Here is a 25,233-nt window from a genome sequence, read left to right as displayed (position 1 = left end):
CCGCAAAATAAAAGCGGGCTTTTTTTAGCTATTTAGCATCCCGTGCTTAGGATTTTATTTGCACTAAATCAAAATCAGCTAAGCTTGGTACAATCATTTGCAAACGCGATTCTGTTACATCTAACGAGTTTAAGCATTCACAATATTCAGAGGCCTTTAAGTCAAGTTGGTGCGCTTTTTTCTGGAGTGACTTATCAATTTCTTTCGAAATAATATCCATACGTAAACCCATGTCGTTGATTCGATCTTCAATATTACCTTCACGTGACTTAAACGCATCACCAAGTGAAACCAAAATTGCACCTAATGAGCCATGTACCGCTGAGTGAATTTTTTTACTGATCTCTTCGGTAAAAAAATCATCAATTTTAGATAATGATTGCGGCGCGATGAAAAAGAAGTCATCACCGCGTTTAAATTTATCCATTAATGCACGCTCTACGTACTGCAGTTGTGTTTTTAGTACTTCAGGTTCTTTATCAGACATACCTTCAACAACCTGCTCAATCGCACTTAAACCCAGATTAACACCATCAGTAGCCAGCTCAACTAACTCAGGCACAGTATCGCGAATACCGGCACTAAACTGGGCTAAAACCAAACTTTCCTCATTACTTAAGTCAATCCAATAACCACGGATAAACAATTGATTATCATTATTAATTTGGACGCGTGTTTGGCCTTTATCAACAATACGAATAATATCGTCGGTGATGATTAAACCATGACCTAATTCAACTTCACACTGAGCTTGGGCAGAAAGATGCAGACTTGAAAGTGCTATAGATAACGCCAATATCGACCGAGATAAAAACGCCATAAACACCTCAAAAAGACTAAAAATGGAAGGTGGCTAGGTTAACAAAAAACCAGTTTTATGCAAGAAAAATGGTAGGCGCGATTTTACATCGCGCATGGGTGCCTCAAGTGCGCGGGATAAACCCGCGCCTACATTTAAATAGGTGAACCCGGTGGAATTGGTAATGCTTTAAAGTTTTCAGGCCATTGCCCTGTTTTTAAAAATTGACTTACTTGATCAGCTAAATACTGTTTAAACGCACTATCGCCTACCCTGGCACTGCTTAGTAGTGAATCCTGCTGGTAGACTTTATTCAATTTTATTAAGTAATAACGCAGCTGAGCTTGCACTTCTGGCGCTACTTTATCACTGGCCACTAAGTCAGCGAACTGTTTGGCAGTAAGAAGTTGTACTCGCTGGTCAATTTTACCTGCCATGCCTTTTTTACTCTGAATTAAAAACACTTGCTGATACACTTTTGCAAGTAATTCATCCAGACTAAAAAATGCATCACTGCGCACTTGTTGTTGCGCCAAACGGTTTAAACGCTGGCTATTAAGCAATAAAGATAAGCTATGTTGCGCCGCCACTTCAGGAAGTGCCATGGCATCAAGCGTTAACCCCGTGCGACCTACAATGCTTTCTCGATTTTTAGACTCACCATACGCCTTTGGTGGGATCAGCGCTAAAATAGACTCAGGCAACACTAAATTATCTGCATGTAATGTTTCAAAGATAGCTGTTAGAGCAAGCTGCTGAGTTCGTTTTTCAACAACTTGCGCACCTTTTATCGCGGTATCACCCCGTACTTCATAGTCATAATCAACACCTGCAATTAATTTAACCGCAGACTCAACTTGATAACGATGAAATAAATAAAGTGGCACTAACATTTCTTCTAACTGTGAAATCGACACGCCCGTTTTAATATTTTTAATACCAAAATTAGCCAAAGCGAGTTTTCGCACAGCCAGTACACGCGTTAACTCATCACTTGGCGATGCCCCATTATCCCAAAGGTGTGCTGTTGGGTGAGCACCGCCTTTTGCACGCGCATCGGTATCAGAAATAAACTCAAGCCCCTTGGCTTTATTATCAGCCAAAATAGCAGCAAGTTCAGCGTCTTCATCAAGATTAGTGAAATCACTGTAACCATATTTTATAACTTGCGTGTCCCACTGCCCCATACCATGTGCATAACCACGACTAACATCAAGTTCACCTTTATCTGTAAAGCTTAATAATGGGTGTGGGTAATCCATCACTGATGCGCGATCGGCCACTGATGCTGAAAAGTTATGGGCTATACCAAGGGTATGACCAATTTCATGAGCGCTAAGCTGGCGAATACGATCTAAAGCCATTGCTTGTAGGGTTTTAGCAACTTCGTTACCCTCTAAGTAAGGCGCAGCTAAGGCTTCTGCTATTAATATATCTTGGCGAACGCGTAACGAGCCAAGCGTTACATGGCCTTTTAAAATTTCCCCGGTGCGAGGATCAATTACGGAGCTTCCATAAGACCATCCGCGTGTAGCACGATGTACCCATTGAATAACGTTGTAGCGAATATCCATCGGATCCGCATCATCTGGTAACACTTTTACAATAAAAGCATTTTTATAACCCGCTTGAGCAAACGCATCATCCCACCACTTAGCACCGTCTAATAAAGCGGTTTTTACTGGCTCAGGAACACCTGGATCTAAATAATAAGTAATCGGCTCAACAGGATCGCTTATCGGTAATGAGGGATCTTTTTTACTAAGACGATGACGCGGTATATACCGTACCAGCATTGACTCGCTCAAAGGCGCTGCATAGTCTTTGTGTTCAATACTCCAATACCCAGATTGAGGGTGAAATTTACGCGGTGTGTAATTATCATCAGGTAATTGAATTAATGAATGATGCATATGCACAGTTAATGCATAAGGGTCGGCACTTACTTGACGTATAAATTCCCCCGGTTGAGAGCCTTTAAAAGTGAGTACAGCCTCAAGCTCAGTGTTTTTAACAAACGCTTTTGAACGTTCAACAAGCACAGCACTGCGATTTTCGTCTAAACTAAAGTTACCTTGTTTACGCGCAGCGAGTGTTCGGCTTACACCATGTACATCACTCAATAAATAAGGAGTGTAATCAATCAATACGGCTTGTGGGTTTTGTGCAACAACTTTAAAACCCGCTAAAATACTTGATGCAAACGCTTCTTTTATACTTTTTTGTTCAGCTTTATTTGTGGTATTTGCACGATAATAAGTATTGATTGCTCTGAGCATCACTTTGTCGCCAAAGCGCTCAAACTGCACTAAATGTGTATTGCCAAGTTGGCCTCGGTCCAGGCCAATATCGTTAGAGCCAACACCGTAAGGTAAACTTTGCTGTAGTAAAAATTGCTGTTTCAGTTTATCTACTTTTAAGTAAATTTTACCGTTTTCATTATCGTAGTAAAAAGAGAAATAGCCCGGAAAATGATTCATTTGTTCAGTAAAATCATTTATAGACTTAATTGCTGCGTGCGCTTGGGTTATCATAGTTAGCAACACAGTAAAGAGTATGTAACGTATCAATGGTATTTTTTGCATAATCTTATCTTTGTTATTCGCGTTTTAAGATTGTATGGGTACTTCCAGTATAGGATGTTACATCTAAAATACAGTTATTTAAGACGAAATTCAGCGCTTGCTGTCATAGTCGCTCTCACATAAAAAGATTATTACAGCCCATAACGTTATCAGGAAAATAGAATGCGTAGACTTCCACCGGTTTTACTTGAAGACGGTTGCCCAAGAGAATTAATTTCTTTGATCCGAACCATTTTAGCTGCATGTAAAGAAATTTCTTTTCGTGTTGGCCAAGGTGCACTTTCAGGCGTACTCGGTTCAACACTTGATGAAAACATTCAAGGCGAAACACAAAAAAAACTTGATGTAGTAACCAACCAGCTCCTCAAAGACATATTACTGGAATCAGGCTACGTAAAAGCGATTGCCTCTGAAGAAGAAGATTACACCGTTGCGGGTAACCCTGACGCTGAATATATCGTCGCATTCGACCCGCTTGACGGCTCATCAAATACCGATATCAACTCATTAGTCGGTACTATCTTCTCTATCATGAAAGCACCTGAAGGTTCAGATGCAGCAGATCAGAGCATCTTTATGCAGCCGGGTAAAAATCAAGTTGCGGCGGGTTATGTTTTATATGGCCCATGCACTACTCTTGCGCTAACAACCGGTAAAGGTACACGTTTTTTCACCCTTGATAAAACGCACGGCACATTTTTACTTACTCAAGATTTTGCACAAGTACCTGAAGACACCAACGAATACGCTATTAACGCATCAAACCAACGCCATTGGCAACCAGCTATGCAAAGTTACATTGATGACTTAATGGCTGGCGAAACAGGCCCACGCGCTCGTAACTTCAACATGCGTTGGATTGCAGCCATGGTAGGTGATGTGCATCGTGTTTTATGTCGTGGTGGATTATTTACTTATCCTACCGACACTAAGGATCCAAACAAACCAAATAAACTACGCTTACTTTATGAAGCAAACCCAATGGCCATGCTTATCGAACAAGCTGGCGGCATTGCATCAACAGGCACTGAGCGCATCATGGATATTCAACCAGACGCCATTCACCAGCGTGTAGCCGTTATTTTAGGTTCTAAAAACGAAGTAGAAACCTGCTTGGGATATCATAAGTAATAGCTGTAAGCTCAAAAATATAAACCATGCTTGTTAAGTCAAGCACGGTTTATATTTTATCTCTAAACTGACGGCTGACGGCTGACGGCTGACGGCTAAATTCTCAACAACTCAACCAGTCTCTCAATTTTACTATTATCGATCTCACCCATTTGTTCGCTGTTACTTAAGGCATAAATTGCGCCTTCGACAGCGCTGTGGTCTATGTCGGTTCTTGATTCAATAACATTGGCCCACAGCTCAAGATCGTCTAAATCTATCTCGCCGGCAAGGCATCGAGTGAGCACATCGAGTACGGCTTCGAGCGTTAATATGTAGGCTGGGCTTTGATCATCTGCTAGTGATGAAACAATAATGCCGATGGCTTCGTCTTTGTGTTTACCAAAGGTGGTAAATTCTGCTAAGGCTTGTGCTCTGTTCATATGTGTTTATCTGTTATTCTATAGATGATAATTATTAAAGCTTAAATGAATATTGAATGACTACTTTAGCCTGTTCGCAATGCCAAGCTACTCTCACCTGCAATGTTGATAATATCAATGCCTGTTGGTGCAATGAGCTGCCTGCTATTTTACCGCTTGATAGCACAACCACCAGCTGTTTATGCCAAGTGTGTACTTTGGAAAAAATTAATACATTTTTAAACACGCTGTATCAGCGCCCCCTTAAAGAACAAGTCGCTTTTGCTAAGCCCTTTCAAAATAATGCTAATTTAATTGAACGCCTCGATTATGAGATGCAAAACGGCTATATGGTATTCAGTCGTTGGTTTTTTTTAAAGCGCGGCAACTGCTGCAAAAACAACTGTAAAAATTGCCCGTACCGAAAACAGTAAATAGTTATTCAAATAATTTAAATAATATTGCAAATAACGCATGACTAACAGAATAAAAATACATTACAATTGGATATAAATTCACTAAGAATTTACTTAATTGCGCCTTACAAAGTGGTTTAGGCTACTTTTTAAGCATAAATATACTGTAACTTATTCGGAAAATGAACATGACTGCCTTTAGACCTGCGTTACTTGCCTCTGCCGTTTCTGCCATTTTATTTAATAGCCAACCACTATCAGCCGCTGAATCAGCAATTCAAGCAGATAAAGCAATCGAAACTATTCAAGTAACTGCAACGCGTCGTGCGGGTTCAGTGCAAGAAGCCCCCCTTAATATTACCGCTCTTGATGGCGATGTGATCAAAGATCAAAACATTGGTGATCTTGAAGATATAGCGCGTTGGGTGCCCGGTTTAACTATTTCTGATCAAGGCGGGCGTGAAGGCTCACCGATTATTGTCCGCGGCTTAAATACCAATACCTCTGATCGTATTTCTGACGGCGGTACTGTTGCTACTTATGTGGGCGAAATTCCACTTAATATTGATTTACGTTTAACTGATGTTGATCAGTGTTGAAGTACTTATTGGCCCGCAAGGCACTTTGTATGGTGCTGGTACATTAGGTGGCGCTATTCGTTACTTATTAAAGCAGCCTGAGCTTGATATTACAGAAGGCCAAGTAACCGGTGATATATTTGCATTAAATGAAAGTGACGGTACGGGCGGTGAGTTTGGCTTGGTATTCAATACGCCTTTAATTGAGGATGTGTTGGCTATTCGCGCCAGTGTAAATCATTACACTAACCCAGGTTATATCGATTATAACTACGTGGTGCAAAACCCCGGTGTATCAAACCCAAATCCAGATTTTACCAATCAGCAAGATGTAAACGCCAACTTACGCCGTGTTAGTGACGTAAATGATGAGCAAATCACTACTGGTCGTGTATCACTGCGTTGGCAAGCTAATGAAGCGGTTGAGGCTACGCTTAACTACTTTTATCAAAAGCAAGAAAACGGTGGCAATTCAACATCGCAATATAATTCACTAAGCGATACCAACCCATTACACGGTATGATTGGTCAATATGAAAATGCCGCGCGTATTCTTGAGCCGGGTGAAGAAGAAAACGATTTATTAAGTTTAGAGATCAAAGCTGATTTAGGCTTTGCTGAACTTGTGTCGGCATCAGGCTGGTCAAGCTATGAGCAATCTGGGCAACGTGACCAAACTGATTTGCTTTACGATATTTGGAGTGGTTATGCTGATTTCCCTGCGTTTGTAGCGCAAACTTTGGATACGTCAAAACGTGATAGTTTCACTCAAGAAATTCGTTTAGTGTCTAACTCTGATAGCGCTTTTAACTGGATTGTCGGTGGTTATTACAACAAACTTGAAACTCACTCAGACGATCGCGAATACACACCCGGTTTAACTGAGTTTTGGGGCGATGATATTCCTAATCTGCAACAAGACCTCGAGTATATTTTAGTCAGTGACTCTGAGATCACTGAACAAGCTTTATTTGGTGAGGTAGGGTATGCCTTTACCGAGCAATTTAACGTGACACTTGGCGCGCGTTTTTACGAGTATGATGTATCAACAACATCTGGCTCAGCAACACCGTTGTACTCAGGTGATTTTTCATCATTAGATCAACTTACAATGGTGAATACGAGCGCCAGTGATAACGGTAACTTATTTAAATTTAATGCTAATTACACATTTAATTCTGGTGTACTTGCCTATTTTACCGTAAGTGAAGGCTTTAGAATTGGCGGTGGCAACGGTCTAGCACCTTGCCCAGATATATTACCTGAACAGCAAATAGTCTGTGCTCTTCCAAATGAAATTGGTTATGAACCCGATACCACAGTAAACTATGAGCTAGGTTTTAAATCAAGCTGGTTTAAAAATCGCTTACACTTTAATGCGGCGCTATTTAACGTTGACTGGAAAGACGCACAAGTAGGTACTGCAACCGTAAATGGTCAAGAGCTAATCACCTCAAATGCAGCTACAGCTAACTCAAAGGGCGTGGAAATTTCATCTCGCGCAATGATTGCTGATAACTGGACTGCCTACGCCACTTATGCTTATGCAAAGGCACAGTTAACTGAAGATGCTCCTGAGTTATTAGGTGTACTGGACGATGAATACGCACAGTATCAAACATATTACGATGGCTCTGATGGCGACCGTTTACCAGGCGCGCCTGAGCACCAGTTTTCATTTGGCCTACGTTACGAGCAAGATGTACTCGATGATAAATTGCTAAGCATTAACTACGGTATGACCGCGCAAAGTAATGTGATCACTAAAGTCGGCTTAAAAGCTGATGGCGAAACACTTTCAGGTTATGCACTGAGTAACTTATCAGCCAAGTTAACCGGTGATATGTGGTCAGCCACTCTCTATGTTGATAACTTATTCGATAAGTACGCGTTTACCTCGGTACGCCGTGATAAATCATGGGCTGGCATGGCTAAGTATGAAGAGCTAAATAAAGAACTGCCTGAATTACAACGTGTGTATGGCCATTTCACTACCACACCTCGTACTATTGGTATGAAGTTTACGTATAACTTTGAACTGTAATAACAACTCTTTGTAAACTAAAAAAGCCTTGGTGTTTTACGCCAAGGCTTTTATGCTTATTACTATGCAATTAACATCCGTTCAAAAAAACCTACAACAACAAATTGAGCACGCTATTAACCATGGCAAGCTTAACGACGCGCATTTATTACTGGTCAGTAATATTAACAACACACCGAATGATCACTTTAGCTATTTTTTACTCGCGCAAATAAACATTGCTGCAAACGATAATAGCAAGGCACATAAACTACTCAATAAAGCGATTAGCATTGATCCAATGCCATTATACTTTGCTCACTTGGCAAAATTAGCGGTACTCAGTGGCAAGCTGTTAGATGCGCAACAAGCGATTAATAAAGCAGTAAAGCACACACAGTTTAATGCTATTGAGTGCGATTTAATTGCCAATGTACTAACTCGTTTAGGGCACTATCAACTCGCGTTAGAATGGCAACTGCAGGCTCATCAACATGCTCCTACAAATCCACAGATGAGCTATAACTTAGCTGTAGCGTATAAAATAATGGGGCAATTTAATGATGCAGTACAGCTACTGCATTCACTTATAAAACAACACCCGCAGCATTTTCAGGCTCACTATTCACTGGCCGAACTTAACGATAACCAACAGGCTAAGCAGCATTTACAACTGCTTTTAGGTTTAACCGAGTACGCTAAAACCCCGATACAGCAGCAATTTTTGCACCACGCAATTGCACTTAATTATGAACATTGCACTGATTATAAGCAGGCCTTTACTCACTTTAATACAAGTAAAAAACTTATCTATCAAAATGTTAAATATAACGCACAAGCCCATCGTGAATTTTGTAGGCAGCTTATCGCTTTAAGTGACGATCATAGGCCGCAAATAAATCACAACAATTTTGCACCATTGTTTATTGTGGGTATGCCGCGCTCCGGCACTACTTTGATGGAGAAAATAATAAACCAGTCAGCACACGTACAAGGGGTGGGTGAACTCAATGACATTGCCCAGCATTGCCAAGGCAATAATACTCAGCTGTTAAATAGTAGCGTAATCAATGCCGTGTATAAAAATAGCGAACTAACAACACAATTGGCTCAATATCAACAGCGTATTACGCAACTAGTGGATCCACAGCTACGTAGCTGCGATAAACAGCCATTCAATTTTTATTATATTGATTTAATTTTAGCAGCCTTTCCTAGTGCTAAAATTATTTGTATGCAACGCGGGGAAAAAGACAGCTGTATTGCTAATTTTCGCCAACTTTATAATCCAGCAAGTCCCTTTCATCACTACAGCTATAACTTAAATAATATAAAGAACTTTTATGAAGACTGCGGTGATTTGATTGAGCACTTTACAAATAAATACCCTGATAATGTAATCACTATAAAGTACGAAGAACTCGTAACTAATCCGATTGCAAGCACACAGCGGGTTTATGCATTTTGTGATTTAACGTGGCAAGAACAATGTTTAGATTTTTACAAACAACAGAGCCCGTCAGCAACGGCAAGTAAAGTACAAGTACACCAGCCTCTCAATAACAAAGCCATTAATTACTGGCAACACTACGGGTTTGCACTTTAACGTGCTGGGCTAGAGCCGGTTTCGATAGGCAACTCATCACGGCCGCCCCACTCACTCCATGAACCGTCGTATACATGTAAGTTTTCGTAGCCACATTCATCAGCAAACAATGCCAATATGCACGCTGTTACGCCCGACCCACAACTAAACTGTAAGATACTTTGACCATCTATTACCGTCTCAAACGCCGCTTTTATTTGTGTCAGTGGCTTAGCTTCCCCGTCATTGAGTAATGCTGCAAACGGTAATGAACAACTATTAGGAATATGCCCACTGCGCATACCTTCGCGAGGCTCTGCCATTTCGCCAGTGAAACGCTTATAGCTTCGTGCATCAAGCAAAAGTACATCATCGTCATCAATACCATTAAACACGGCTGCTGTATCGATAAAGTACCCTACACGCGCTCTTGCTTTAAAATTACCCTTGTGGTGATTTTGGCTGTATTCAACTTGAGTGAGGTAACCGAGTGATTGCCACTTAGCTAAACCGCCACTGAGAACCTTAACGTTGTCAAAGCCCATTGCTTTAAACATCCACCAGCCACGCGCGGCACTAAATAGCCCGCCATCTTCATAAATAACAACAAGTGAATCATTATCAACACCCAGCAATTGCATTTGCTCGGTAAACTGCTCAGGGCTACACATAGTATGCGATAAGCCGCTGGATAAATCCGCTAACTGCTTTTTAAAATCAAAGCGCAAAGCATTGGGTAGCTTAGCGTGAGGCTGATATTGCCCAGGTAAACCAGGACGCATCATTCCTGCATCAAAAATAACGAGTTTAGGGTCGGTTAGATGTTCATTTAACCACGTGGCGGTTACTAAATTTTTCATACTTTATATGTTGCTGCCTACAATATTTACTGACAATATCAGCGGGTAATAATGCTAAAAATACAAACAAACCAAAAATAGGTTTATTTTTTTTGCTTTTTATTTTGTTCATATAACTTTGCTTCTTTCAAAAAAGCATAATGAGCGGTCATCATTGATTTTATAAACCCTCGATTACCAAACAGAAAAAATCGACAGAATATATACTCTTTAATAAATGTAATAGGAAAAACAAGCAATAATTTCAAAATAGAATAGCGCTTACCTTGTATAATTTTTTCTTTTGCTCTTAAGCTTGAGTAAGTATTATTTTTGGCTGTTAAGGTGTCGATATCGTTATAACCATAATGTAAAAAATACTCTTTAGCATAAAGCTCTTTACCTTCTACAGTGGCACTTTCATGAACCAATTTTTTGGCATTAAAACATGCATCACTTTTTTTGTAGAACCTGACATTATTTGGCTTTTTAACCCAACCAGTTGGAAACTTATTAATAAAGCGATCAATACGTTTTAAACGCACTGCGGTATATTTATCTTCCTCCATAGCATTACATAAGACCTGTAATGCAGAAGGCGTTAGTTCTTCATCACCATCTAAATTCAAAACCCAATCAAAGCTACAATGTTCCATCGCTATTTGCTTTTGCTTCGCATAACCCTCCCATGGATGGTAAATTACCTTTGCACCTAGCTCTGTAGCTATCTCAACCGTGCCATCAGTACTGCCTGAATCAATAACAATAACTTCAGCACATTCGCTGACACTTTTAAGTGTATTTTCAATATGTTCAGCTTCATTCAATGTGACGATGAAAACACTGATTGGCGCTTTATTTTCTCTATTCTTTTTACTTTCCGACATATTTTTCACTTTAAAACTCTTTTGATAACCTAAACTAACAGCAATCGATAAAGCACTGTTTAAATTTCAATAATCTCAGCTCGTAATGGAGCCATTTTTGCTAACACTTTATTTTGCACTGTATGATTGATATTCAGTTCATTCATCGCATTAATAAGTAACTCAACAACATGATTGAAGTCAGTCTCATTAATATTCATACCAGTATGAATCGCGACCATGTCATCGCCGATGTACTCACAAGGCCCGTCAGCTAAAGCGCACAAGTGGTTAATAAACCCATCACGAAAATGCGTGATGTTTGCATCTTCAAAATAGTGAATTATTTTCTCATCGCGCGCAATCTGATTAATAAAGCTATCAATTAACCTTTCAATTCCTGCTTTACCATCTAGCTGCTGATACAACGTTGGACCACCAGTGGATTTACAGCCCCCCAGCATCAGCAATAACGCGACTATTATTAGTGTGCTTTTCATTACCAATACCCTGTTACTGATAAATACCAACCCGTTTGATCATCTGCGCCAGCTATACTGCCCAAGTCGAGCCAAGCAGCCGTAACGCTGACATACTTATTAGGCATCCAAGCGACAAATACATCACGCCAATCTTCTTCACCCAAACCTAAATTGTTTGATTTTTGGCGATATTCAATACCTACTGCAATATCACGGCTTAGAAAGATAGCCGTACTGCCTTCAAATAATAATTTTTGACGACTATTAGCGCCACCATAGCCAAGCAACCCTAACTGATTCGCTTCACTGTAGCGCGTAGTCATATTCCAAAACCAGTTGTAGCCCGCCAAAGCGCCTAAATGAAGCTTACTTGCTGCAAGGTAAATGTCTGTACCGCTTGTTTTTTCTGCGCCGACAAGTGTTGCTACGGCGCCATCGCGTAGTGATTTATGTTGTACGCCTAAACTTAATTGTGGCCATTGGCTATACACTATATCGCCGTATAAACGGATTTTAGCACCGGTGATTGACTGCTCTATTTTTGTGTTTAATGCTGGCACATCAAAGTGTTGCTCTGCATAACTGAATTCAACACGATTAAACAAATTGATCTGCGCACCACAAACATCAAGGGTATAATCACTTACGTCTGCGCGACTGCAAAACCCATTGATTGCAAACTCATCGTCTGTTGCATAACCTGCTAATTGCGCCCAAGGGACTAAACCTCCACCCGCGCTACCTTCAACTTGCGATACGCCAGGCGTTGCTAATAATTTCCCTTGCCCTGCAAAGTTACTAAATGGTAATAAACAAGCAATAAATCCCAAAAAAAACTTAAGCATGCTCATTGTTATACTCTTTTAACCATTGTTCAAAAACATCCGCTTTTAAAGGTCGGCTCAAATAATACCCTTGCACATGATCGCATTTCATACTTTTTAACAACTCAAGTGACCCTGCGGTTTCCACCCCTTCTGCAACAACTGAAAACCCTAACTGGTGGCCAAGCGTGATCGTGGATTCTACAATAAATTGATCTTTTTCTGATTCATCAAGTTTTAAAATAAAGCACTTATCCAGTTTGAGCTCGTCGATAGGTAACATTTTCAAGCGCCCCAGCGATGTCTGTCCTACACCATAATCATCGAGTGAAATTTTCACCCCTATTGCTTTAAGATTTTCAAGCGCTTGAATGCCTTTCTCTTCATTTTCGATCATATCGCGCTCAGTCAGCTCTATTGTGATCAAGGCAGGCGCGACCGAATAATTTTTTAATGTGCTCACTAAATTAGAATGAAATCCAGGGTATGCAATATCTTGCGCTGAAACGTTAATTGCAGCTTGCATATAAATGCCATTTTTCTGCCATTGTTCAACCTGCTTAATCACCGTTTTTATAACCCACTCGGTCAGCTCGACTATCAAACCTGACTGCTCAGCTAAATCAATAAATAGCTCCGGCGAAATCCAACGGCCATCTTTTTGCTGCCAACGGATCAAAGATTCAACTTTATCAATTTTTTGTGAAGCAATATTTAATTTAGGCTGGTAAGTCATAAATAATTGGCCGTCGTCATCTGCGATAGCCTGCTTAAGCTCATCAATCATTACTAAGCGCTCTAGATGCTCCTCATCTTCACCCGCTTGATAATAATGAATACTCTCATGGGCATTTTCACCGTTATCAACAGCGATTAATACGCGACGAATTAAGTCATCCGCTTTTAGGCCTTGAGCAGGATATTGCACAACTCCGGTACTAAAACGCAGGTTAATTTTTAATTTCTGAATGGTGTAGCAAGCCTGTAACTGCGCCATTAAACCTACAATGTCATTTTTAAAGTTCTGGCTACCATCACTTGGAAATACAGTTAAAAACTCATCACCACCAATACGTGCATGCAAGCCACCAAACTCATCAGAAAACTCAGCTATACGACCTGCAACTGCTTTTAAGCAATCATCACCAATGCGGGGGCCTAACTTATCGTTGATATGACGCAAGCCGCGGATATCGATAGCCACCAGTGTATATTCTCGCTCTTTATTTAACTGCTCATTGAGTACTTCTAGCATTGCTGAACGATTATAAAAGCCTGTAAGGGTATCATGTTTAGCTGCAAAACTAATTTGCTGCTCACGCTCTTGAATATCGTTACCCATGTTTTTAAATGCATCAATGAGTGTTGAAATTTCACTACTTTGCTTTTTACTCATCGCATCAACGCTATAATTACCGCGCGCAAATTGACGCGCTAAACTGGCTAACTGCGATAACGGCATAGTCAAATTTTTTGCAAGTAGGCTACTGGTGAAAATACCTATTACTATCGTAATTGCGGCCAGAAACATTAATGTAAAAAATAGTCGCTCAAATTCACTGTAGCTTTGTGTTAGATCAGCACTGAGCATCACATTCACTGAATGCTGGTTAAGTGACGGTAGAGAAAGATCGCGATTGCGATATACAAGCTGCTCGCCAAAAATACGTGAGGTGGTTTTTTTATGGAAGTACTCTGTTGGTATAAATGTAACTGGTCGCTCTAATAAGGAGCTTCGTACTAAATCATCTCCTTTGGCAATAAAACTAACATCTAAACCGGTTAAGTTTTTAAGCTCCAGCACAACACTTTCATCAATTTTAAAACCCACCAAGCTATATGCTACGGTGCGCGGCGCCTTAACGGGTAGTAAAATTACTTGGTAAAGCTCATTATTTAATACAACAAAATTAGACTGCTCTGAGTTATTTAATAACTCACTCATTAACTGTACTAAATCATTGCTAAAATTCTGCTGCGGGGTATTTGATGAAATTAACTTACCCGATAAATCAAGTAGCAGCATTAAATCTGCATTAATACGCTGGCTGTGGTTATATAATACACTACTAATAGTATCAGCATCGCGAGTGGCTACCGCTTGTTTAAAGCCAAAATCAGAGGTCAATACTTTTGCTGCGGTGAGCAATAAGCTTTGTTTAGCGCTTAAGTATTGCTTATAAACATTTTCAGCGACATTAATATCCTGTGTGACCTTTTTTTCATTAAATTCGCTGGTTGACCACCAAAAACTAAATAGGCTAACCATTGTTGTTAGCAGCACCAAGCCAACACATAAAATAATGATGCGATTTTTTAAGCTATTAGTCATTGCGACCCTTAAACTTATTACCAAACGTGTTGCGCGGTGCAGGATCTGCTGTTTGCAAGCTAAGTTGTATATTATTCGGTGTGTTTATCGCTAATGAAATAATTTTTTTCTCTTCAAGCGTCGCTTTTTGTAAAGGATTCCATGCGCTTAATTGAACAGGTAATGTCACATTTTTAAGTTCGATACGACCTTGTTCGTCACTTTGGTAAACATGCTTATTTTTTGACACATAGATATACCCAACCATTGAATCATGGATATTACAGCCTAAAACAACAATACCTTCATTATCAAATGTAATTGGCTTTTCAGGTTGTCCTGAATAAAGCTTTAATTGAAAGGGCTTTGTTGGTGAAAATGAATAAACATGATGGCGAATATTATCGCTATTAGGAAAATTAACTTGTTGACCTTGTTGGGCAATTAATAAAACCGGTGAAAATTGCTTATCCACTTGATCCATTTCAAGAATAGATAAATTATCTTGTGTCGTAACGCTGTTTGCATTTACATGCTCAACCACTGTATTGCTCAGAGGAGCGCCATACTGATCAACAAAATTAAGTGTTAGGTTAGCTGCAAATACGTTATTCGCAAATAAAAGCCCGGCAACACCTAATATGTATTTAGTGATTACTAGTTGCCATGTCATTTGGCGATTCCTTGTTTTATCATCACTAATATATACCTTGAGTTCGTTTTAACCTAAGTTAATTAAAGACAGGCCCTAAATGCAAGAATAAAAGCCCAATCACTATAAATTATAGCTAAATTTTGGGCTTTTGATTCTGTTAACTTGAAAACTAATGACTAAGAATGGGAAACCAGTCCGTATTGCTCATCCAGTATCGCAATGACTTCAGCGCGAGGATCGGCAGGAATAGTTATATCGTGACCTACAATTTTACTCGCAATACCAACATACGTGTCAGATACAGCTAACATAACTGATTCTGGTAACACATAATCTTTCGCTAGTTGTTCGCGCTCCGGCATGCGGTCTTTATTAAGTAGCACATCGCTATCTGGAACATTGTTGATTAATAATTGACGGAAACCTTCTTTCGAGTTTTCTACAATTTTACCATCACGGTACGCTGCTTCATCCCAAATACGTGACGAATCTGGCGTGCCCACTTCATCAATATATATAAGCTTATTTGTGCCATTTAAATCTTCAACATAACCAAACTCAAATTTTGTATCGACAAAAATTTGGTCCAGTTTTGCTAATTCGTCACTGATTAAGCTAAAGCCTTCAACTAATAGCTTTTCATATTTGGCTACATCTTCTGGCGATTTAAAGTTAAACACACCAAGGTTGTTAATAATATTTTCACGTGTGATGTTCACGTCATCGACTTCAGGTATGTCGGTAACACCAGTAATAATACCTTTTGTTGAAGGTGTAATTAATACCTCATCAAGCTTTTGATTTGCAACAAGCCCTTCTGGTAACTCTAAACCACAAAAGTTACGCACACCTTTACTGTAATCGCGCCACATGCTGCCAGTAATATATTGACGAGCAATGGCTTCCACTTTTACAGTGCTCGCTTTGCGTACTATCCAAATATATGGGTGCGGAATATCAACAATATGATTTCCTGCCAGACCAGCCTTATCAAATAATTTAAACCAATGAGAGGCAACACTGTTCAAAGCAATGCCTTTACCAGGCACACCATTTAAACCATTTTCACCTTGCCAAATACAATCGAATGCAGAGATACGATCAGAAATAATCATAATAGCCAGCTCAGTACCTTTTGGCACTTGGTAGCCTTTTTCACTGATCAAACGCGCGCTATCTTCGTCTGTTAACCAATAAACTGAACGAACTTTACCACTGTGGACAGGACCTTTGGTACGCACTGGTAAATCATCGTTTACGTCTAAAACTTTATAGCTAGTCATGCTATCTCCGAGTATATGGCATGCTCTTAAAGAGCACGTGTATGGTATTGGGGTTATAAGGAGCTAATGATAATCGAGACCGCCTAAAATCACAATTAAAGCGCAATGCGATTTAACGCAGTTTAGTTTGAATTTCATTCTCTACGTTATAAGATAACATCAAAATTCAGCAGTAATTGAATAATAATGATTGATATAGAAGAATTAAGCTTTCAATGGCAACCACAGCAAAGCAAGCCCACCTTGGCCATCCCACGCCTTCAAATAGCCAAAGGCGAACATATTTTTTTACATGGCCCCAGTGGTTGCGGTAAATCAACGCTATTATCGTTGTTAGCGGGTATAAACCGACCAACAACTGGTAAGCTGAGTATTTTTGGTTGTGAGCTTAATAAGCTCAGTAATAGTAAACGTGATGCATTTAGGGCCGATCATATTGGCTATATTTTTCAAAATTTTAACTTGCTGCCTTATTTGTCACCTATTGATAATGTCACTCTTGGGTGCCAATTTTCAAAACAGCGCCATCAAAAGGCATTAACCTGTAGTCCTTCCCTCCCACTTGAAGCTGCAAGGCTTTTAAATGCATTAGGGCTAGATAACCAATTCCACCAGCAAAATGTTGCTAATTTAAGTATTGGTCAACAACAGCGTGTTGCCGCTGCCCGTGCATTTATTGGCGCTCCTGAACTCATTATTGCCGACGAGCCAACCTCAGCTTTAGATACCAATAATCGCCAATCATTTATTGCGCTGCTTTTTGCGCAAGCTCAAGCCGTTAACAGCACCTTAGTATTTGTTAGTCACGATGAAAGCTTACAGCCACTGTTTAATCGTAGTATTGATTTAGTCGCATTGCAGGAGCAAATTTAATGATTTTAATAAAGCTTGCTCTTCGTAGTTTATACAATCGCCGCGCCAGTGCATTTTTAACCTTATTCACTATCGCAATTAGTGTAATGCTGTTACTAAGCATTGAACGTGTACGGGTAGACGCAAAAACCAGTTTTAGTAATACCATTTCGGGGACTGACTTAATCGTTGGTGCCCGTACAGGTGATATACAACTGTTACTTTCGTCTGTATTTCGTATTGGTCACGCAAATAATAGCGTTAGCTGGTCAAGCTATGAATACATTAAACACCAACGCGGCGTGAAATGGACGATTCCAATGTCACTGGGTGATAGCCATAAAGGCCAAGCAGTGCTTGGTACATCTGCCGACTATTTTAAACATTATAAGTTTGCTAAAAAGCAACCACTGAGCTTTCGCGACGGCCACGCTTTTAATCATCTAAACGAAGTTGTTCTTGGCGCACAAGTTGCGCAAAAATTAGGGTACAAACTGGGCGACAGCATTATTATCTCCCACGGTATGGGTAATACCAGTTTTCATCACCATGATGATAACCCATTTACAGTGGTTGGAATTTTAAACGCCACTGGCACGCCGGTTGATAAAACATTACACATCCCATTAGCTGCCATTGAGTTAATTCATGGTGGCACTGGCGGCCACGCTGAGCATGAGCATGAGCATGAGCATGAGCATGAGCATGAGCAGCATAGTGATCTGATTGGTGAACCAAAACAAATTACCGCTTTTTTAATTGGCTTTGATTCCCCGCTATATACTTTGCAAGTAAGGCGTAACATAAACCAATTTAAAGCCGAGGCATTACTGGCAATTATGCCCGGCGTTACTTTACGTGAGTTATGGGAAATGCTCACAATTATAGAAAAAATCTTATTACTATTTTCGATGGTAGTGGTACTTGTGAGTTTACTTGGCATGCTAACAACCCTATTAGCGAGTCTCAATCAGCGTCGCCGTGAATTAGCAATTCTACGCTCTGTAGGTGCGCGTCCTTGGCATTTATTTACGCTGATCAGCATGGAATCGTTATTAACAACATTTTTAGGGTGCCTACTCGGGTGCGGCTTATTTTATATATTAATGTCTCTTGCTGCTGGTTACTTACAAGCGCATGCAGGTATTACAATCACTATAGCCATGCTTTCTAGCTATGAACTCATGTTGATAGGCGCTATTATGGCGGCCGGCTTTATCGTTGGTTTGATCCCAGCAACCCGCGCCTATTTTTACTCATTGTCAGATGGCATGAGCATTAAAATTTAAGAGGAACACCATGCAGTATTTTCGAAAGTTCACGCTACTGTGCTTAGTTATTTTTAGTTTTTGCTACAGTTTCAATGGTCACGCTAACGCACCAAAAGAGATTTTTTGGGAAGATTTGATCCCTAAAGGCCATGTACAAATAGACACTCAAGATCAAGCAAGTCATGAAGGAAGTGAACAAAACTGGATCCAACCAGATCTTGATGCCCCTGTTGTAAAAGAGCTTAATGGTCAATCGGTTAGCTTACCGGGCTTTGTTGTGCCACTAGAGGGCGACAGCGAAATGATCACCGAATTTTTATTAGTACCCTATTTTGGTGCCTGTATCCACGTGCCACCACCGCCACCAAATCAAATTGTCCATGTAACGATTAAAGGCGGCGTGCCAATCGAAAGCTTGTACGATGCAATTGTGGTTACGGGTATTATTAGCACAGAAGGATGGAGTGGTGATATTGCCCAAGTAGGCTATAAAATTAAAGCCGTAGGCGTTGCACCATTTGAGCTATAAACTGTAAATACACAATTAAAACCGATGCCTAAACATCGGTTTTTTTACACCTTATTTTTGGCAGTTGCTGCAATAAACGGTGCTACGTTGCCCTAATCGAATCTCAGTAAGCTCTTTTTCGCATTTCATGCATGGCTCACCTTTGCGGCCATAGACAAGTAATTGTTGTGCAAAATAACCCGGCTTACCATCACTTTGAGCAAAGTCTTTTAATGTCGTACCGCCTTGGGTAATTGCAGCTGCGAGAGTCTCTTTAATAATTGGGATCAATTGCTGATAACGTGCTAACGATACTTTACCCGCTTCACGTTTGGGGTGGATACCCGCTTTAAACAATGATTCGTTTGCATAAATATTACCAACCCCAACGACCACAGCATTATCCATAATGAACTGCTTAACGGGCACTTTTTTATTGCGAGAGTATTCATAGACTCGTTTTGCAGTGAACTCATCAGTTAACGGTTCAGGACCAAGTTTAGACAGTAGTTTATGAACCGTGTCTGGTGCTTGCCACAAACAACAACCAAATCGGCGCGGATCATTTAATCGCAGCGCCTTGTCATTACCAAAGATAAATTCAATATGATCATGCTTTTTCAGTGGCTCATTTTTATCTACAACCCGTAAGTTACCCGACATGCCTAAATGCAAAATCACGCTGCCGAGTTCACATATCAGCAGTAAGTACTTTGCCCTGCGCTCAACCGCGATCACAGGTAAGTTAGTAATCTGATAAACATCATCAGGTACAGGCCAGCGCATATTCGGATTGTGAATATTCACTTTAGTGACTGTTTGCTGCAAAATATGAGGAGTGATCCCCATCCGACTAACCTCAACCTCTGGTAATTCAGGCATACTATTTAGACTCACTAATTGGAAAATTAAAGCTCACGAACAACCCCCGCGCTGTCACGCTATCTAGTAACATTACACGTTGTGTACTTTTATCTAATAAATAATACCCCTGCGGCGCTTTGTATAATTGATACAACCAAGGTAACTGCTCACCAGCAAGCCATATCGTAGCAACACTGAGCGGAACATTACTCTTTAATGACGTAGAGCCAGGCGCAAGCGGTAACTCACTTCCTTGCCATTTATTAATCAATTGTACAATATTGCTCTGAGTTGATTGCCATTGACTCTCTGGCGCATTTTTAAATAAAGCCTGACTGCGCCACGCAGTCCCGATACGCTCTATTTTTTGATCAGGAAACTCCAGCGCTAAAATAAAGCTTTGCGCAGGCAAGAGTGTTTGTATCCCTGATTCAACAGGAACACTATTAAGCTTTTTATGAAGGCCATTAAAAAAAAAGATCATCAATAACATAGAAAATATAAGAACATTATTCCACGCTTTGCGGCTGAGCTGCATTAGGGCACTCTTCTATGTAAATTCAAGTCGTTAAAGTGTAACCAAAAAGATTAAAAAAGGGCAGTCGAATTTTCTCTGCTTACCATAAACAAGTAACTTCAAAATACTTGCTTCAGTTAACCCAAGTACTAAAAGCGCTTTAGCAAAATATTGATTGCAAATAATAGTCAATCCTTCTTAAAAACGAATGTGTTTGGTGCTAACTAGCGCTTGATATTAGCTCCCTGCAACATGCTAAATTGTGAACAATGAGGTTGTTTGGGTATATTATAAAAATTCACCAATGGGGATGTGTCAAAGCACAATTACTTTGTTAGAATATCGACAAATTTTAAGGAGCTCCGTCAATGTCAATGTATGTAGTGGGTCATAAAATCCCAGATTCTGATTCTATTTGTGGTGCAATTGCACTTGCTTATTTAAAAAACCAAATCGATGAGCCTGCAATTCCAACTCGTCTTGGTGATATTTCACCTGAAACACAATTTATCCTTGATAAATTTGGCTTTGAAGCACCAGAGCTAAAATTAAGCTATGCTGGTGAAGACGTTTACATCGTTGATCATACTGAAAAAACGCAAGCACCTGATGATATTGATCTAGCCCGCGTAGTTGGTGTTGTTGATCACCATAAACTAGGTGACCTAACTAGCTCAACCCCACTTGAATGTTGGATCCGCCCAGTTGGTTGTTCGAACACCATCATTAAAATGATGTATGACTTTTACAATGTTGACATTCCAAAAGACATTGCAGGCATCATGTTATGTGCCATTTTAAGTGACACGGTTATTTTTAAATCGCCAACCTGCACCACTGCTGATATTAAATGTGTTGAAGCACTTGCTGAAATCGCCGGTATTGAAGACTTTAAAGAACTAGGCATGGATATGTTCCGTGTTAAATCAGCGGTTGAAAACACTCCTGCACGTGATTTAGTAATGCGTGACTTTAAAGACTTTAATATGAACGGCCAACTAGTGGGTATTGGCCAACTAGAAGTTATTGACCTTGCTGTATTTGATGATATTAAAGCAGACCTAGAAGCTGATATTGCCAAGCTGAAAGAAGAAGGCGGACGCCACTCGGTATTTTTACTGCTTACTGACATCATGAAAGAAGGTTCACAAATGCTAATCGTATCTGATGATGCGGGCATAGTAGAACGTGCTTACGGTGAAACACCTAAAGACGGTAAAGTATGGTTAGACGGCGTACTGAGTCGTAAAAAACAAGTAGTGCCACCATTACAAGATGAGTTTGCTAAGCTGTAAGCTGTAAGCTGTAAGCTGTAAGCTGTAAGCTGTAAGCTGTAAGCTGTAAGCTGTAAGCTGTAAGCTGTAAGCTGTAAGCTGTAAATTCTAAAAACCGTTGTTATGTAAATAGCAACGGTTTTTTGTTGGCTGTAAGCCATTTATACAAATAAACCGAAGGAGTAAAAACTTCCATAATGCAGTTTTTTGATGCAGACAGAGAGGGTATTTTTTCGTTGGGTTTCGCGCTGCTCAACCACAACCTACGTAGCCAATTTTAACGCCGTTCAGCTTAAAACTTACAGCTTAGTGCTCCTAGCTGCTCTTAACTGACGGCTAGTCTAAAACAAAAAACCCAGCCTAAGCTGGGTTTTTAATATTCATAAAAAACTAAAATTACTTGATTTTAGCTTCTTTGAAAAGAACATGTTTACGGATTTTTGGATCAAACTTTTTGATTTCCATTTTTTCCGGCATGTTACGCTTGTTCTTGTCGGTAGTGTAGAAAAAACCAGTACCAGCTGTAGAAACTAAACGGATCTTATCACGCATGACTCAGGTCCTTAAACTTTTACGCCGCGACCACGGATTTCTGTTAGAACCGTGTCGATGCCTTTTTTATCGATAATACGCATACCTTTAGTAGTAGTGCGTAATGTTACAAAACGTTTTTCACTTTCAACCCAAAAACGGTGTGTTTGTAGGTTAGGTAGGAAACGACGTCTAGTCGCGTTTCTCGCGTGTGAACGGTGATTACCAACCGCTGGACGCTTACCTGTAACTTGACATACTTTAGACATGTCTATATATCTCCAATAACTTCGCTCGAGCTTAATTTTCCCTTAGGCCATGTATTTTGTGCCCCAGGGATAAATCGAAGGGCGCTCTTTATACAGCTTATACAGGCAAAGATCAAGTAATTGATCTTATCCAACCAGCTCATGTGTAAATTTGATAGCGGCTAATTATAAAGATCGAATGCCCTTAGGGAAAGTAAAAACTGCATTTAAATTAAACTAATTTGCAAAACAGCACTAAACTGCTCATTTTTAACACGCTAGTAATCCGAAACCGCTTAAATCAACCCTCTTTGTGCAAAAGAAACACAATTATCACCACCAACAATGATGTGGTCTAAGATATTTATATCGACTAATTGCAGTGCTTGCTGCAATTTATTCGTAATAAGCTTATCAGCTTGGCTTGGTTCAGCGATACCTGATGGGTGATTGTGTGCCAAAATAAGTGCTGCAGCATTATTTTTTAAGGCTGCTTTTAACACTTCCCGTGGATAAACAGATGCTGAATTAATTGTCCCATAAAAAAGCGTTTCTTCTTTTATTAAGCGATTTTGACTATCCAAGTACAACACCATAAATACTTCTTGCTGCAATCCTCGCAGCTCGAGTGTTAAATAGTCATACACAGATTGTGGCGAGTTAAATACTGCTTTTCGCTGGCATTGCTCCATCATGTAACGACGACTTAATTCTAATACAGCTTGTAACTGCACAAACTTAGCTGTGCCTAATCCTTTTTGTGCACAAAAATCATCAATCGATGCGTTAAATAAATTATGTAATGTTTGGTTTTGCGTCATAAGGTGCTGTGCTAACTCAACGACATTCATGCCCGGTAACCCTGTTCGCAAAAATATCGCAAGTAACTCGGCATCACTGAGCGACTTTGCCCCCTTAGCTAATAGCTTTTCTCGTGGTCGCTGATTACTCGGTAAAGAAGTGAGCTGCATTATTTCGTCCCTAAAATCTAATGTAGTCATTTAACTGTAATGCAAAAATAAAGTTTCGCCTCTAAAACGCTTAATAAAATTCAAAATTAAAAACTTCGTCCATTCGCCAAAGATTTGCTATCGTTAGCGCATATTGAAAAGAGCTTTATCAGCTTATGGCAACGTTTATGGCAGATTTAATGGCAAAGTTAGCAAATAAAAAAATTGTATTGGGGATCAGTGGTGGAATTGCCGCTTATAAGTGCGCAGAATTAGTAAGGCGCTTAAAAGATCACGGTTGTGAAATAAAAGTGGTGATGACTGAATCAGCCAAACACTTTATCACGCCACTTACCATGCAAGCCGTTAGTGGTGAGATTGTTTCTGATTCATTATTAGACCCATCTGCAGAAGCTGCAATGGGCCATATTGAGTTTGCTAAATGGGCTGATTTGATCTTAGTCGCACCAGCCACCAGCAATATAATTGCAAAAATGGCCGCTGGCATTGCGGATGACTTACTCACAACCTTGTTACTGGCAACACCTGCCAAGGTTGCGGTTGCCCCAGCGATGAATCAACAAATGTACGCCCACCCCGCTACTCAAGCTAATCTAGCTACATTAGCGCAGCGTAACGTGGCTATTTGGGGACCTGGTAAAGGTGAGCAAGCTTGTGGGGACGTAGGTGCTGGCCGTATGCTTGAACCACATGAACTTGTAACGCTATGCACACAACCTGCACACCCGCAGCTGTTAGCAGGTAAAACGATTACAATTACAGCTGGCCCAACTCGCGAACCACTTGACCCTGTACGCTTTATTTCAAACCACAGCTCAGGAAAGATGGGGTATGCACTTGCTCAAGCTGCACTATCGTTAGGCGCACACGTAAATTTAATTTCAGGGCCTGTCACAATAACGCCACCCGCCGGTGCTAACGTGATTCAAATACAAAGTGCACAGCAGCTATTGAATGAGTCTTTACTCTTAGCCCCTCTTTCTGATGTGTTTATAGGCTGCGCTGCTGTAGCTGACTATCGCGCTAGTGCTGTTGCAGATCAAAAAATGAAAAAGCAAGGTGACGAACTCATTCTCACCTTAGTTAAAAACCCTGATGTTATTGCTGCTATTGCAAACCTTACAGAAGGCCGTCCTTACACTGTTGGTTTTGCAGCCGAAACTCAAGATGTAGCGAATTATGCTAAAGGTAAACTCAGTAATAAAAACCTCGATATGATTTGTGCAAATGATGTGTCACAAGCAGGCCTTGGCTTTAATTCAGATCATAATGCACTGACTTTATTTTGGCTAACTGAGCAAAAAGAGTTAGCTATCGAGACAAAAAGTGCATTAGCACTGAGCGTAATGACCGAGGTTGCTAAACGGTTGTAAAAAGGCTGGAAAGAAGCTGCATAAAACATTAACATGGCCTTAATCG

The 25,233-nt window shown here is 40.2% G+C and carries 23 protein-coding genes and 1 pseudogene; 9 read left to right on the top strand and 15 right to left on the bottom strand.

From position 1 onward, the window contains the following. Positions 1-46: 46 nt before the first annotated feature. On the bottom strand, positions 47-820 hold the full coding sequence (locus tag HH219_RS12070; protein WP_054455901.1) for a YggN family protein: 774 nt from the start codon (positions 818-820) through the stop codon (positions 47-49). Between the two features lie 134 nt (positions 821-954). Continuing rightward, a complete protein-coding gene (locus HH219_RS12065; protein WP_169327587.1) occupies positions 955-3,384 on the bottom strand; it encodes a zinc-dependent metalloprotease in 2,430 nt (809 codons plus the stop codon). 162 nt (positions 3,385-3,546) lie between these two features. On the opposite strand from HH219_RS12065, the gene HH219_RS12060 reads away from it, so the two are divergent. Beyond that, the gene (locus tag HH219_RS12060) at positions 3,547-4,515 is read left to right on the top strand and encodes a class 1 fructose-bisphosphatase (RefSeq protein ID WP_054203031.1); all 969 of its coding nucleotides are present in this window, start codon (positions 3,547-3,549) and stop codon (positions 4,513-4,515) included. A 95-nt stretch (positions 4,516-4,610) separates the two neighbouring features. Here HH219_RS12060 and HH219_RS12055 read toward each other — a convergent pair whose 3' ends face one another. Beyond that, positions 4,611-4,937, bottom strand: coding sequence for a hypothetical protein (locus HH219_RS12055; protein ID WP_169327586.1), 327 nt, complete (start codon positions 4,935-4,937; stop codon positions 4,611-4,613). 56 nt (positions 4,938-4,993) lie between these two features. Here HH219_RS12055 and HH219_RS12050 point away from each other — a divergent pair, with 56 nt between their 5' ends. From HH219_RS12050 to HH219_RS12040, 3 genes and pseudogenes are all read left to right on the top strand, one after another. Further along, on the top strand, positions 4,994-5,350 hold the full coding sequence (locus HH219_RS12050) for a DUF5522 domain-containing protein (protein ID WP_169327585.1): 357 nt from the start codon (positions 4,994-4,996) through the stop codon (positions 5,348-5,350). Between the two features lie 170 nt (positions 5,351-5,520). Next, positions 5,521-7,954: pseudogene (locus tag HH219_RS12045) on the top strand (TonB-dependent receptor). A gap of 64 nt (positions 7,955-8,018) precedes the next feature. Beyond that, positions 8,019-9,539 (top strand): sulfotransferase, encoded by a 1,521-nt coding sequence (locus HH219_RS12040; RefSeq protein ID WP_249118513.1) that lies wholly within the window; start codon positions 8,019-8,021, stop codon positions 9,537-9,539. On the opposite strand, the gene HH219_RS12035 is transcribed toward HH219_RS12040, so the two are convergent. The 7 genes from HH219_RS12035 to HH219_RS12005 all read right to left on the bottom strand — a co-directional run bounded on the left by HH219_RS12035 (position 9,536) and on the right by HH219_RS12005 (position 16,778). Further along, on the bottom strand, positions 9,536-10,378 hold the full coding sequence (locus HH219_RS12035; RefSeq protein WP_169327583.1) for a sulfurtransferase: 843 nt from the start codon (positions 10,376-10,378) through the stop codon (positions 9,536-9,538). The genes HH219_RS12040 and HH219_RS12035 overlap by 4 nt on opposite strands. Before the next feature lie 83 nt (positions 10,379-10,461). Further along, positions 10,462-11,244, bottom strand: coding sequence for a glycosyltransferase family 2 protein (locus HH219_RS12030; RefSeq protein ID WP_064435821.1), 783 nt, complete (start codon positions 11,242-11,244; stop codon positions 10,462-10,464). 59 nt (positions 11,245-11,303) lie between these two features. After that, positions 11,304-11,723: a group 1 truncated hemoglobin gene (locus tag HH219_RS12025; protein ID WP_169327582.1), complete on the bottom strand. Its 420-nt coding sequence runs from the start codon at positions 11,721-11,723 to the stop codon at positions 11,304-11,306. Beyond that, the gene (locus HH219_RS12020) at positions 11,723-12,550 is read right to left on the bottom strand and encodes a DUF3034 family protein (protein ID WP_099458990.1); all 828 of its coding nucleotides are present in this window, start codon (positions 12,548-12,550) and stop codon (positions 11,723-11,725) included. Before HH219_RS12020 ends, HH219_RS12025 begins: the two co-directional genes overlap by 1 nt. Beyond that, the gene (locus HH219_RS12015) at positions 12,543-14,861 is read right to left on the bottom strand and encodes an EAL domain-containing protein (protein WP_169327581.1); all 2,319 of its coding nucleotides are present in this window, start codon (positions 14,859-14,861) and stop codon (positions 12,543-12,545) included. The genes HH219_RS12020 and HH219_RS12015 overlap by 8 nt, the downstream gene beginning before the upstream one ends. Further along, positions 14,854-15,513 carry a methylamine utilization protein gene (locus tag HH219_RS12010; RefSeq protein ID WP_054455887.1) on the bottom strand — a complete coding sequence of 220 codons (660 nt, stop codon included), beginning with the start codon at positions 15,511-15,513 and terminating at the stop codon, positions 14,854-14,856. The genes HH219_RS12015 and HH219_RS12010 overlap by 8 nt, the downstream gene beginning before the upstream one ends. Before the next feature lie 158 nt (positions 15,514-15,671). Continuing rightward, positions 15,672-16,778 carry a phosphoribosylaminoimidazolesuccinocarboxamide synthase gene (locus tag HH219_RS12005; protein ID WP_054203020.1) on the bottom strand — a complete coding sequence of 369 codons (1,107 nt, stop codon included), beginning with the start codon at positions 16,776-16,778 and terminating at the stop codon, positions 15,672-15,674. A 186-nt stretch (positions 16,779-16,964) separates the two neighbouring features. Here HH219_RS12005 and HH219_RS12000 point away from each other — a divergent pair, with 186 nt between their 5' ends. Genes HH219_RS12000 through HH219_RS11990 form a run of 3 tightly spaced genes read left to right on the top strand, consistent with a single transcriptional unit; the run spans position 16,965 to position 19,430 of the window. After that, positions 16,965-17,651 (top strand): ABC transporter ATP-binding protein, encoded by a 687-nt coding sequence (locus tag HH219_RS12000; protein WP_054455885.1) that lies wholly within the window; start codon positions 16,965-16,967, stop codon positions 17,649-17,651. Next, positions 17,651-18,919 carry an ABC transporter permease gene (locus HH219_RS11995; RefSeq protein ID WP_064435820.1) on the top strand — a complete coding sequence of 423 codons (1,269 nt, stop codon included), beginning with the start codon at positions 17,651-17,653 and terminating at the stop codon, positions 18,917-18,919. The genes HH219_RS12000 and HH219_RS11995 overlap by 1 nt, the downstream gene beginning before the upstream one ends. A 10-nt stretch (positions 18,920-18,929) precedes the next feature. After that, a complete protein-coding gene (locus HH219_RS11990; RefSeq protein WP_054203017.1) occupies positions 18,930-19,430 on the top strand; it encodes a DUF3299 domain-containing protein in 501 nt (166 codons plus the stop codon). Positions 19,431-19,481: 51 nt separating this feature from the next. Here the strand turns inward: HH219_RS11990 and mutM are convergent, their stop codons facing one another. Together mutM and HH219_RS11980 are read right to left on the bottom strand one after the other, a co-directional pair. After that, positions 19,482-20,291 carry a bifunctional DNA-formamidopyrimidine glycosylase/DNA-(apurinic or apyrimidinic site) lyase gene (mutM, locus tag HH219_RS11985; RefSeq protein ID WP_169327580.1) on the bottom strand — a complete coding sequence of 270 codons (810 nt, stop codon included), beginning with the start codon at positions 20,289-20,291 and terminating at the stop codon, positions 19,482-19,484. Between the two features lies 1 nt (position 20,292). Then, entirely contained in the window at positions 20,293-20,811 is a 519-nt protein-coding gene (locus tag HH219_RS11980; protein ID WP_169327579.1) for a hypothetical protein, read from the bottom strand. A 347-nt stretch (positions 20,812-21,158) separates the two neighbouring features. Between HH219_RS11980 and HH219_RS11975 the strand changes: the two genes are divergently transcribed. Further along, positions 21,159-22,085, top strand: coding sequence for a manganese-dependent inorganic pyrophosphatase (locus HH219_RS11975; RefSeq protein WP_054203014.1), 927 nt, complete (start codon positions 21,159-21,161; stop codon positions 22,083-22,085). 375 nt (positions 22,086-22,460) lie between these two features. Here the strand turns inward: HH219_RS11975 and rpmG are convergent, their stop codons facing one another. The 3 genes from rpmG to radC form a co-directional block, all read right to left on the bottom strand. Next, positions 22,461-22,616, bottom strand: coding sequence for a 50S ribosomal protein L33 (rpmG, locus tag HH219_RS11970; protein WP_004335545.1), 156 nt, complete (start codon positions 22,614-22,616; stop codon positions 22,461-22,463). Between the two features lie 11 nt (positions 22,617-22,627). Beyond that, entirely contained in the window at positions 22,628-22,864 is a 237-nt protein-coding gene (gene rpmB / locus HH219_RS11965; RefSeq protein ID WP_054203012.1) for a 50S ribosomal protein L28, read from the bottom strand. Between the two features lie 275 nt (positions 22,865-23,139). After that, complete coding sequence (radC, locus tag HH219_RS11960) at positions 23,140-23,814, bottom strand: DNA repair protein RadC (RefSeq protein ID WP_054203011.1); 675 nt, start codon at positions 23,812-23,814, stop codon at positions 23,140-23,142. A 179-nt stretch (positions 23,815-23,993) separates the two neighbouring features. On the opposite strand from radC, the gene coaBC reads away from it, so the two are divergent. Continuing rightward, positions 23,994-25,187, top strand: coding sequence for a bifunctional phosphopantothenoylcysteine decarboxylase/phosphopantothenate--cysteine ligase CoaBC (gene coaBC, locus HH219_RS11955; RefSeq protein ID WP_054203184.1), 1,194 nt, complete (start codon positions 23,994-23,996; stop codon positions 25,185-25,187). The last annotated feature ends 46 nt before the right edge of the window (positions 25,188-25,233 follow it).

Origin of the sequence: Pseudoalteromonas sp. NEC-BIFX-2020_015 (assembly GCF_012952265.1) — a bacterium.
Classification (GTDB): domain Bacteria; phylum Pseudomonadota; class Gammaproteobacteria; order Enterobacterales; family Alteromonadaceae; genus Pseudoalteromonas; species Pseudoalteromonas neustonica.
The sequence above is the reverse complement of the archived record's forward strand: the minus strand, read 5'-3'. Positions and strand labels throughout refer to the sequence as shown.

Bases quoted from the DNA above. Each gene is read 5' to 3' on its own strand.
- rpmB (WP_054203012.1), bottom strand. From the start codon at position 22,864: ATGTCTAAAGTATGTCAAGTTACAGGTAAGCGTCCAGCGGTTGGTAAT.
- HH219_RS12030 (WP_064435821.1), bottom strand. From the start codon at position 11,244: ATGTCGGAAAGTAAAAAGAATAGAGAAAATAAAGCGCCAATCAGTGTT.
- mutM (WP_169327580.1), bottom strand. From the start codon at position 20,291: ATGCCTGAATTACCAGAGGTTGAGGTTAGTCGGATGGGGATCACTCCT.
- HH219_RS12060 (WP_054203031.1), top strand. From the start codon at position 3,547: ATGCGTAGACTTCCACCGGTTTTACTTGAAGACGGTTGCCCAAGAGAA.
- HH219_RS11995 (WP_064435820.1), top strand. From the start codon at position 17,651: ATGATTTTAATAAAGCTTGCTCTTCGTAGTTTATACAATCGCCGCGCC.
- HH219_RS11975 (WP_054203014.1), top strand. From the start codon at position 21,159: ATGTCAATGTATGTAGTGGGTCATAAAATCCCAGATTCTGATTCTATT.
- HH219_RS12020 (WP_099458990.1), bottom strand. From the start codon at position 12,550: ATGCTTAAGTTTTTTTTGGGATTTATTGCTTGTTTATTACCATTTAGT.
- HH219_RS12070 (WP_054455901.1), bottom strand. From the start codon at position 820: ATGGCGTTTTTATCTCGGTCGATATTGGCGTTATCTATAGCACTTTCA.
- HH219_RS11980 (WP_169327579.1), bottom strand. From the start codon at position 20,811: ATGCAGCTCAGCCGCAAAGCGTGGAATAATGTTCTTATATTTTCTATG.
- rpmG (WP_004335545.1), bottom strand. From the start codon at position 22,616: ATGCGTGATAAGATCCGTTTAGTTTCTACAGCTGGTACTGGTTTTTTC.
- HH219_RS12050 (WP_169327585.1), top strand. From the start codon at position 4,994: ATGACTACTTTAGCCTGTTCGCAATGCCAAGCTACTCTCACCTGCAAT.
- HH219_RS12010 (WP_054455887.1), bottom strand. From the start codon at position 15,513: ATGACATGGCAACTAGTAATCACTAAATACATATTAGGTGTTGCCGGG.
- HH219_RS11990 (WP_054203017.1), top strand. From the start codon at position 18,930: ATGCAGTATTTTCGAAAGTTCACGCTACTGTGCTTAGTTATTTTTAGT.
- HH219_RS12015 (WP_169327581.1), bottom strand. From the start codon at position 14,861: ATGACTAATAGCTTAAAAAATCGCATCATTATTTTATGTGTTGGCTTG.
- HH219_RS12035 (WP_169327583.1), bottom strand. From the start codon at position 10,378: ATGAAAAATTTAGTAACCGCCACGTGGTTAAATGAACATCTAACCGAC.
- HH219_RS12040 (WP_249118513.1), top strand. From the start codon at position 8,019: ATGCAATTAACATCCGTTCAAAAAAACCTACAACAACAAATTGAGCAC.
- radC (WP_054203011.1), bottom strand. From the start codon at position 23,814: ATGCAGCTCACTTCTTTACCGAGTAATCAGCGACCACGAGAAAAGCTA.
- HH219_RS12055 (WP_169327586.1), bottom strand. From the start codon at position 4,937: ATGAACAGAGCACAAGCCTTAGCAGAATTTACCACCTTTGGTAAACAC.
- coaBC (WP_054203184.1), top strand. From the start codon at position 23,994: ATGGCAAAGTTAGCAAATAAAAAAATTGTATTGGGGATCAGTGGTGGA.
- HH219_RS12025 (WP_169327582.1), bottom strand. From the start codon at position 11,723: ATGAAAAGCACACTAATAATAGTCGCGTTATTGCTGATGCTGGGGGGC.
- HH219_RS12065 (WP_169327587.1), bottom strand. From the start codon at position 3,384: ATGCAAAAAATACCATTGATACGTTACATACTCTTTACTGTGTTGCTA.
- HH219_RS12005 (WP_054203020.1), bottom strand. From the start codon at position 16,778: ATGACTAGCTATAAAGTTTTAGACGTAAACGATGATTTACCAGTGCGT.
- HH219_RS12000 (WP_054455885.1), top strand. From the start codon at position 16,965: ATGATTGATATAGAAGAATTAAGCTTTCAATGGCAACCACAGCAAAGC.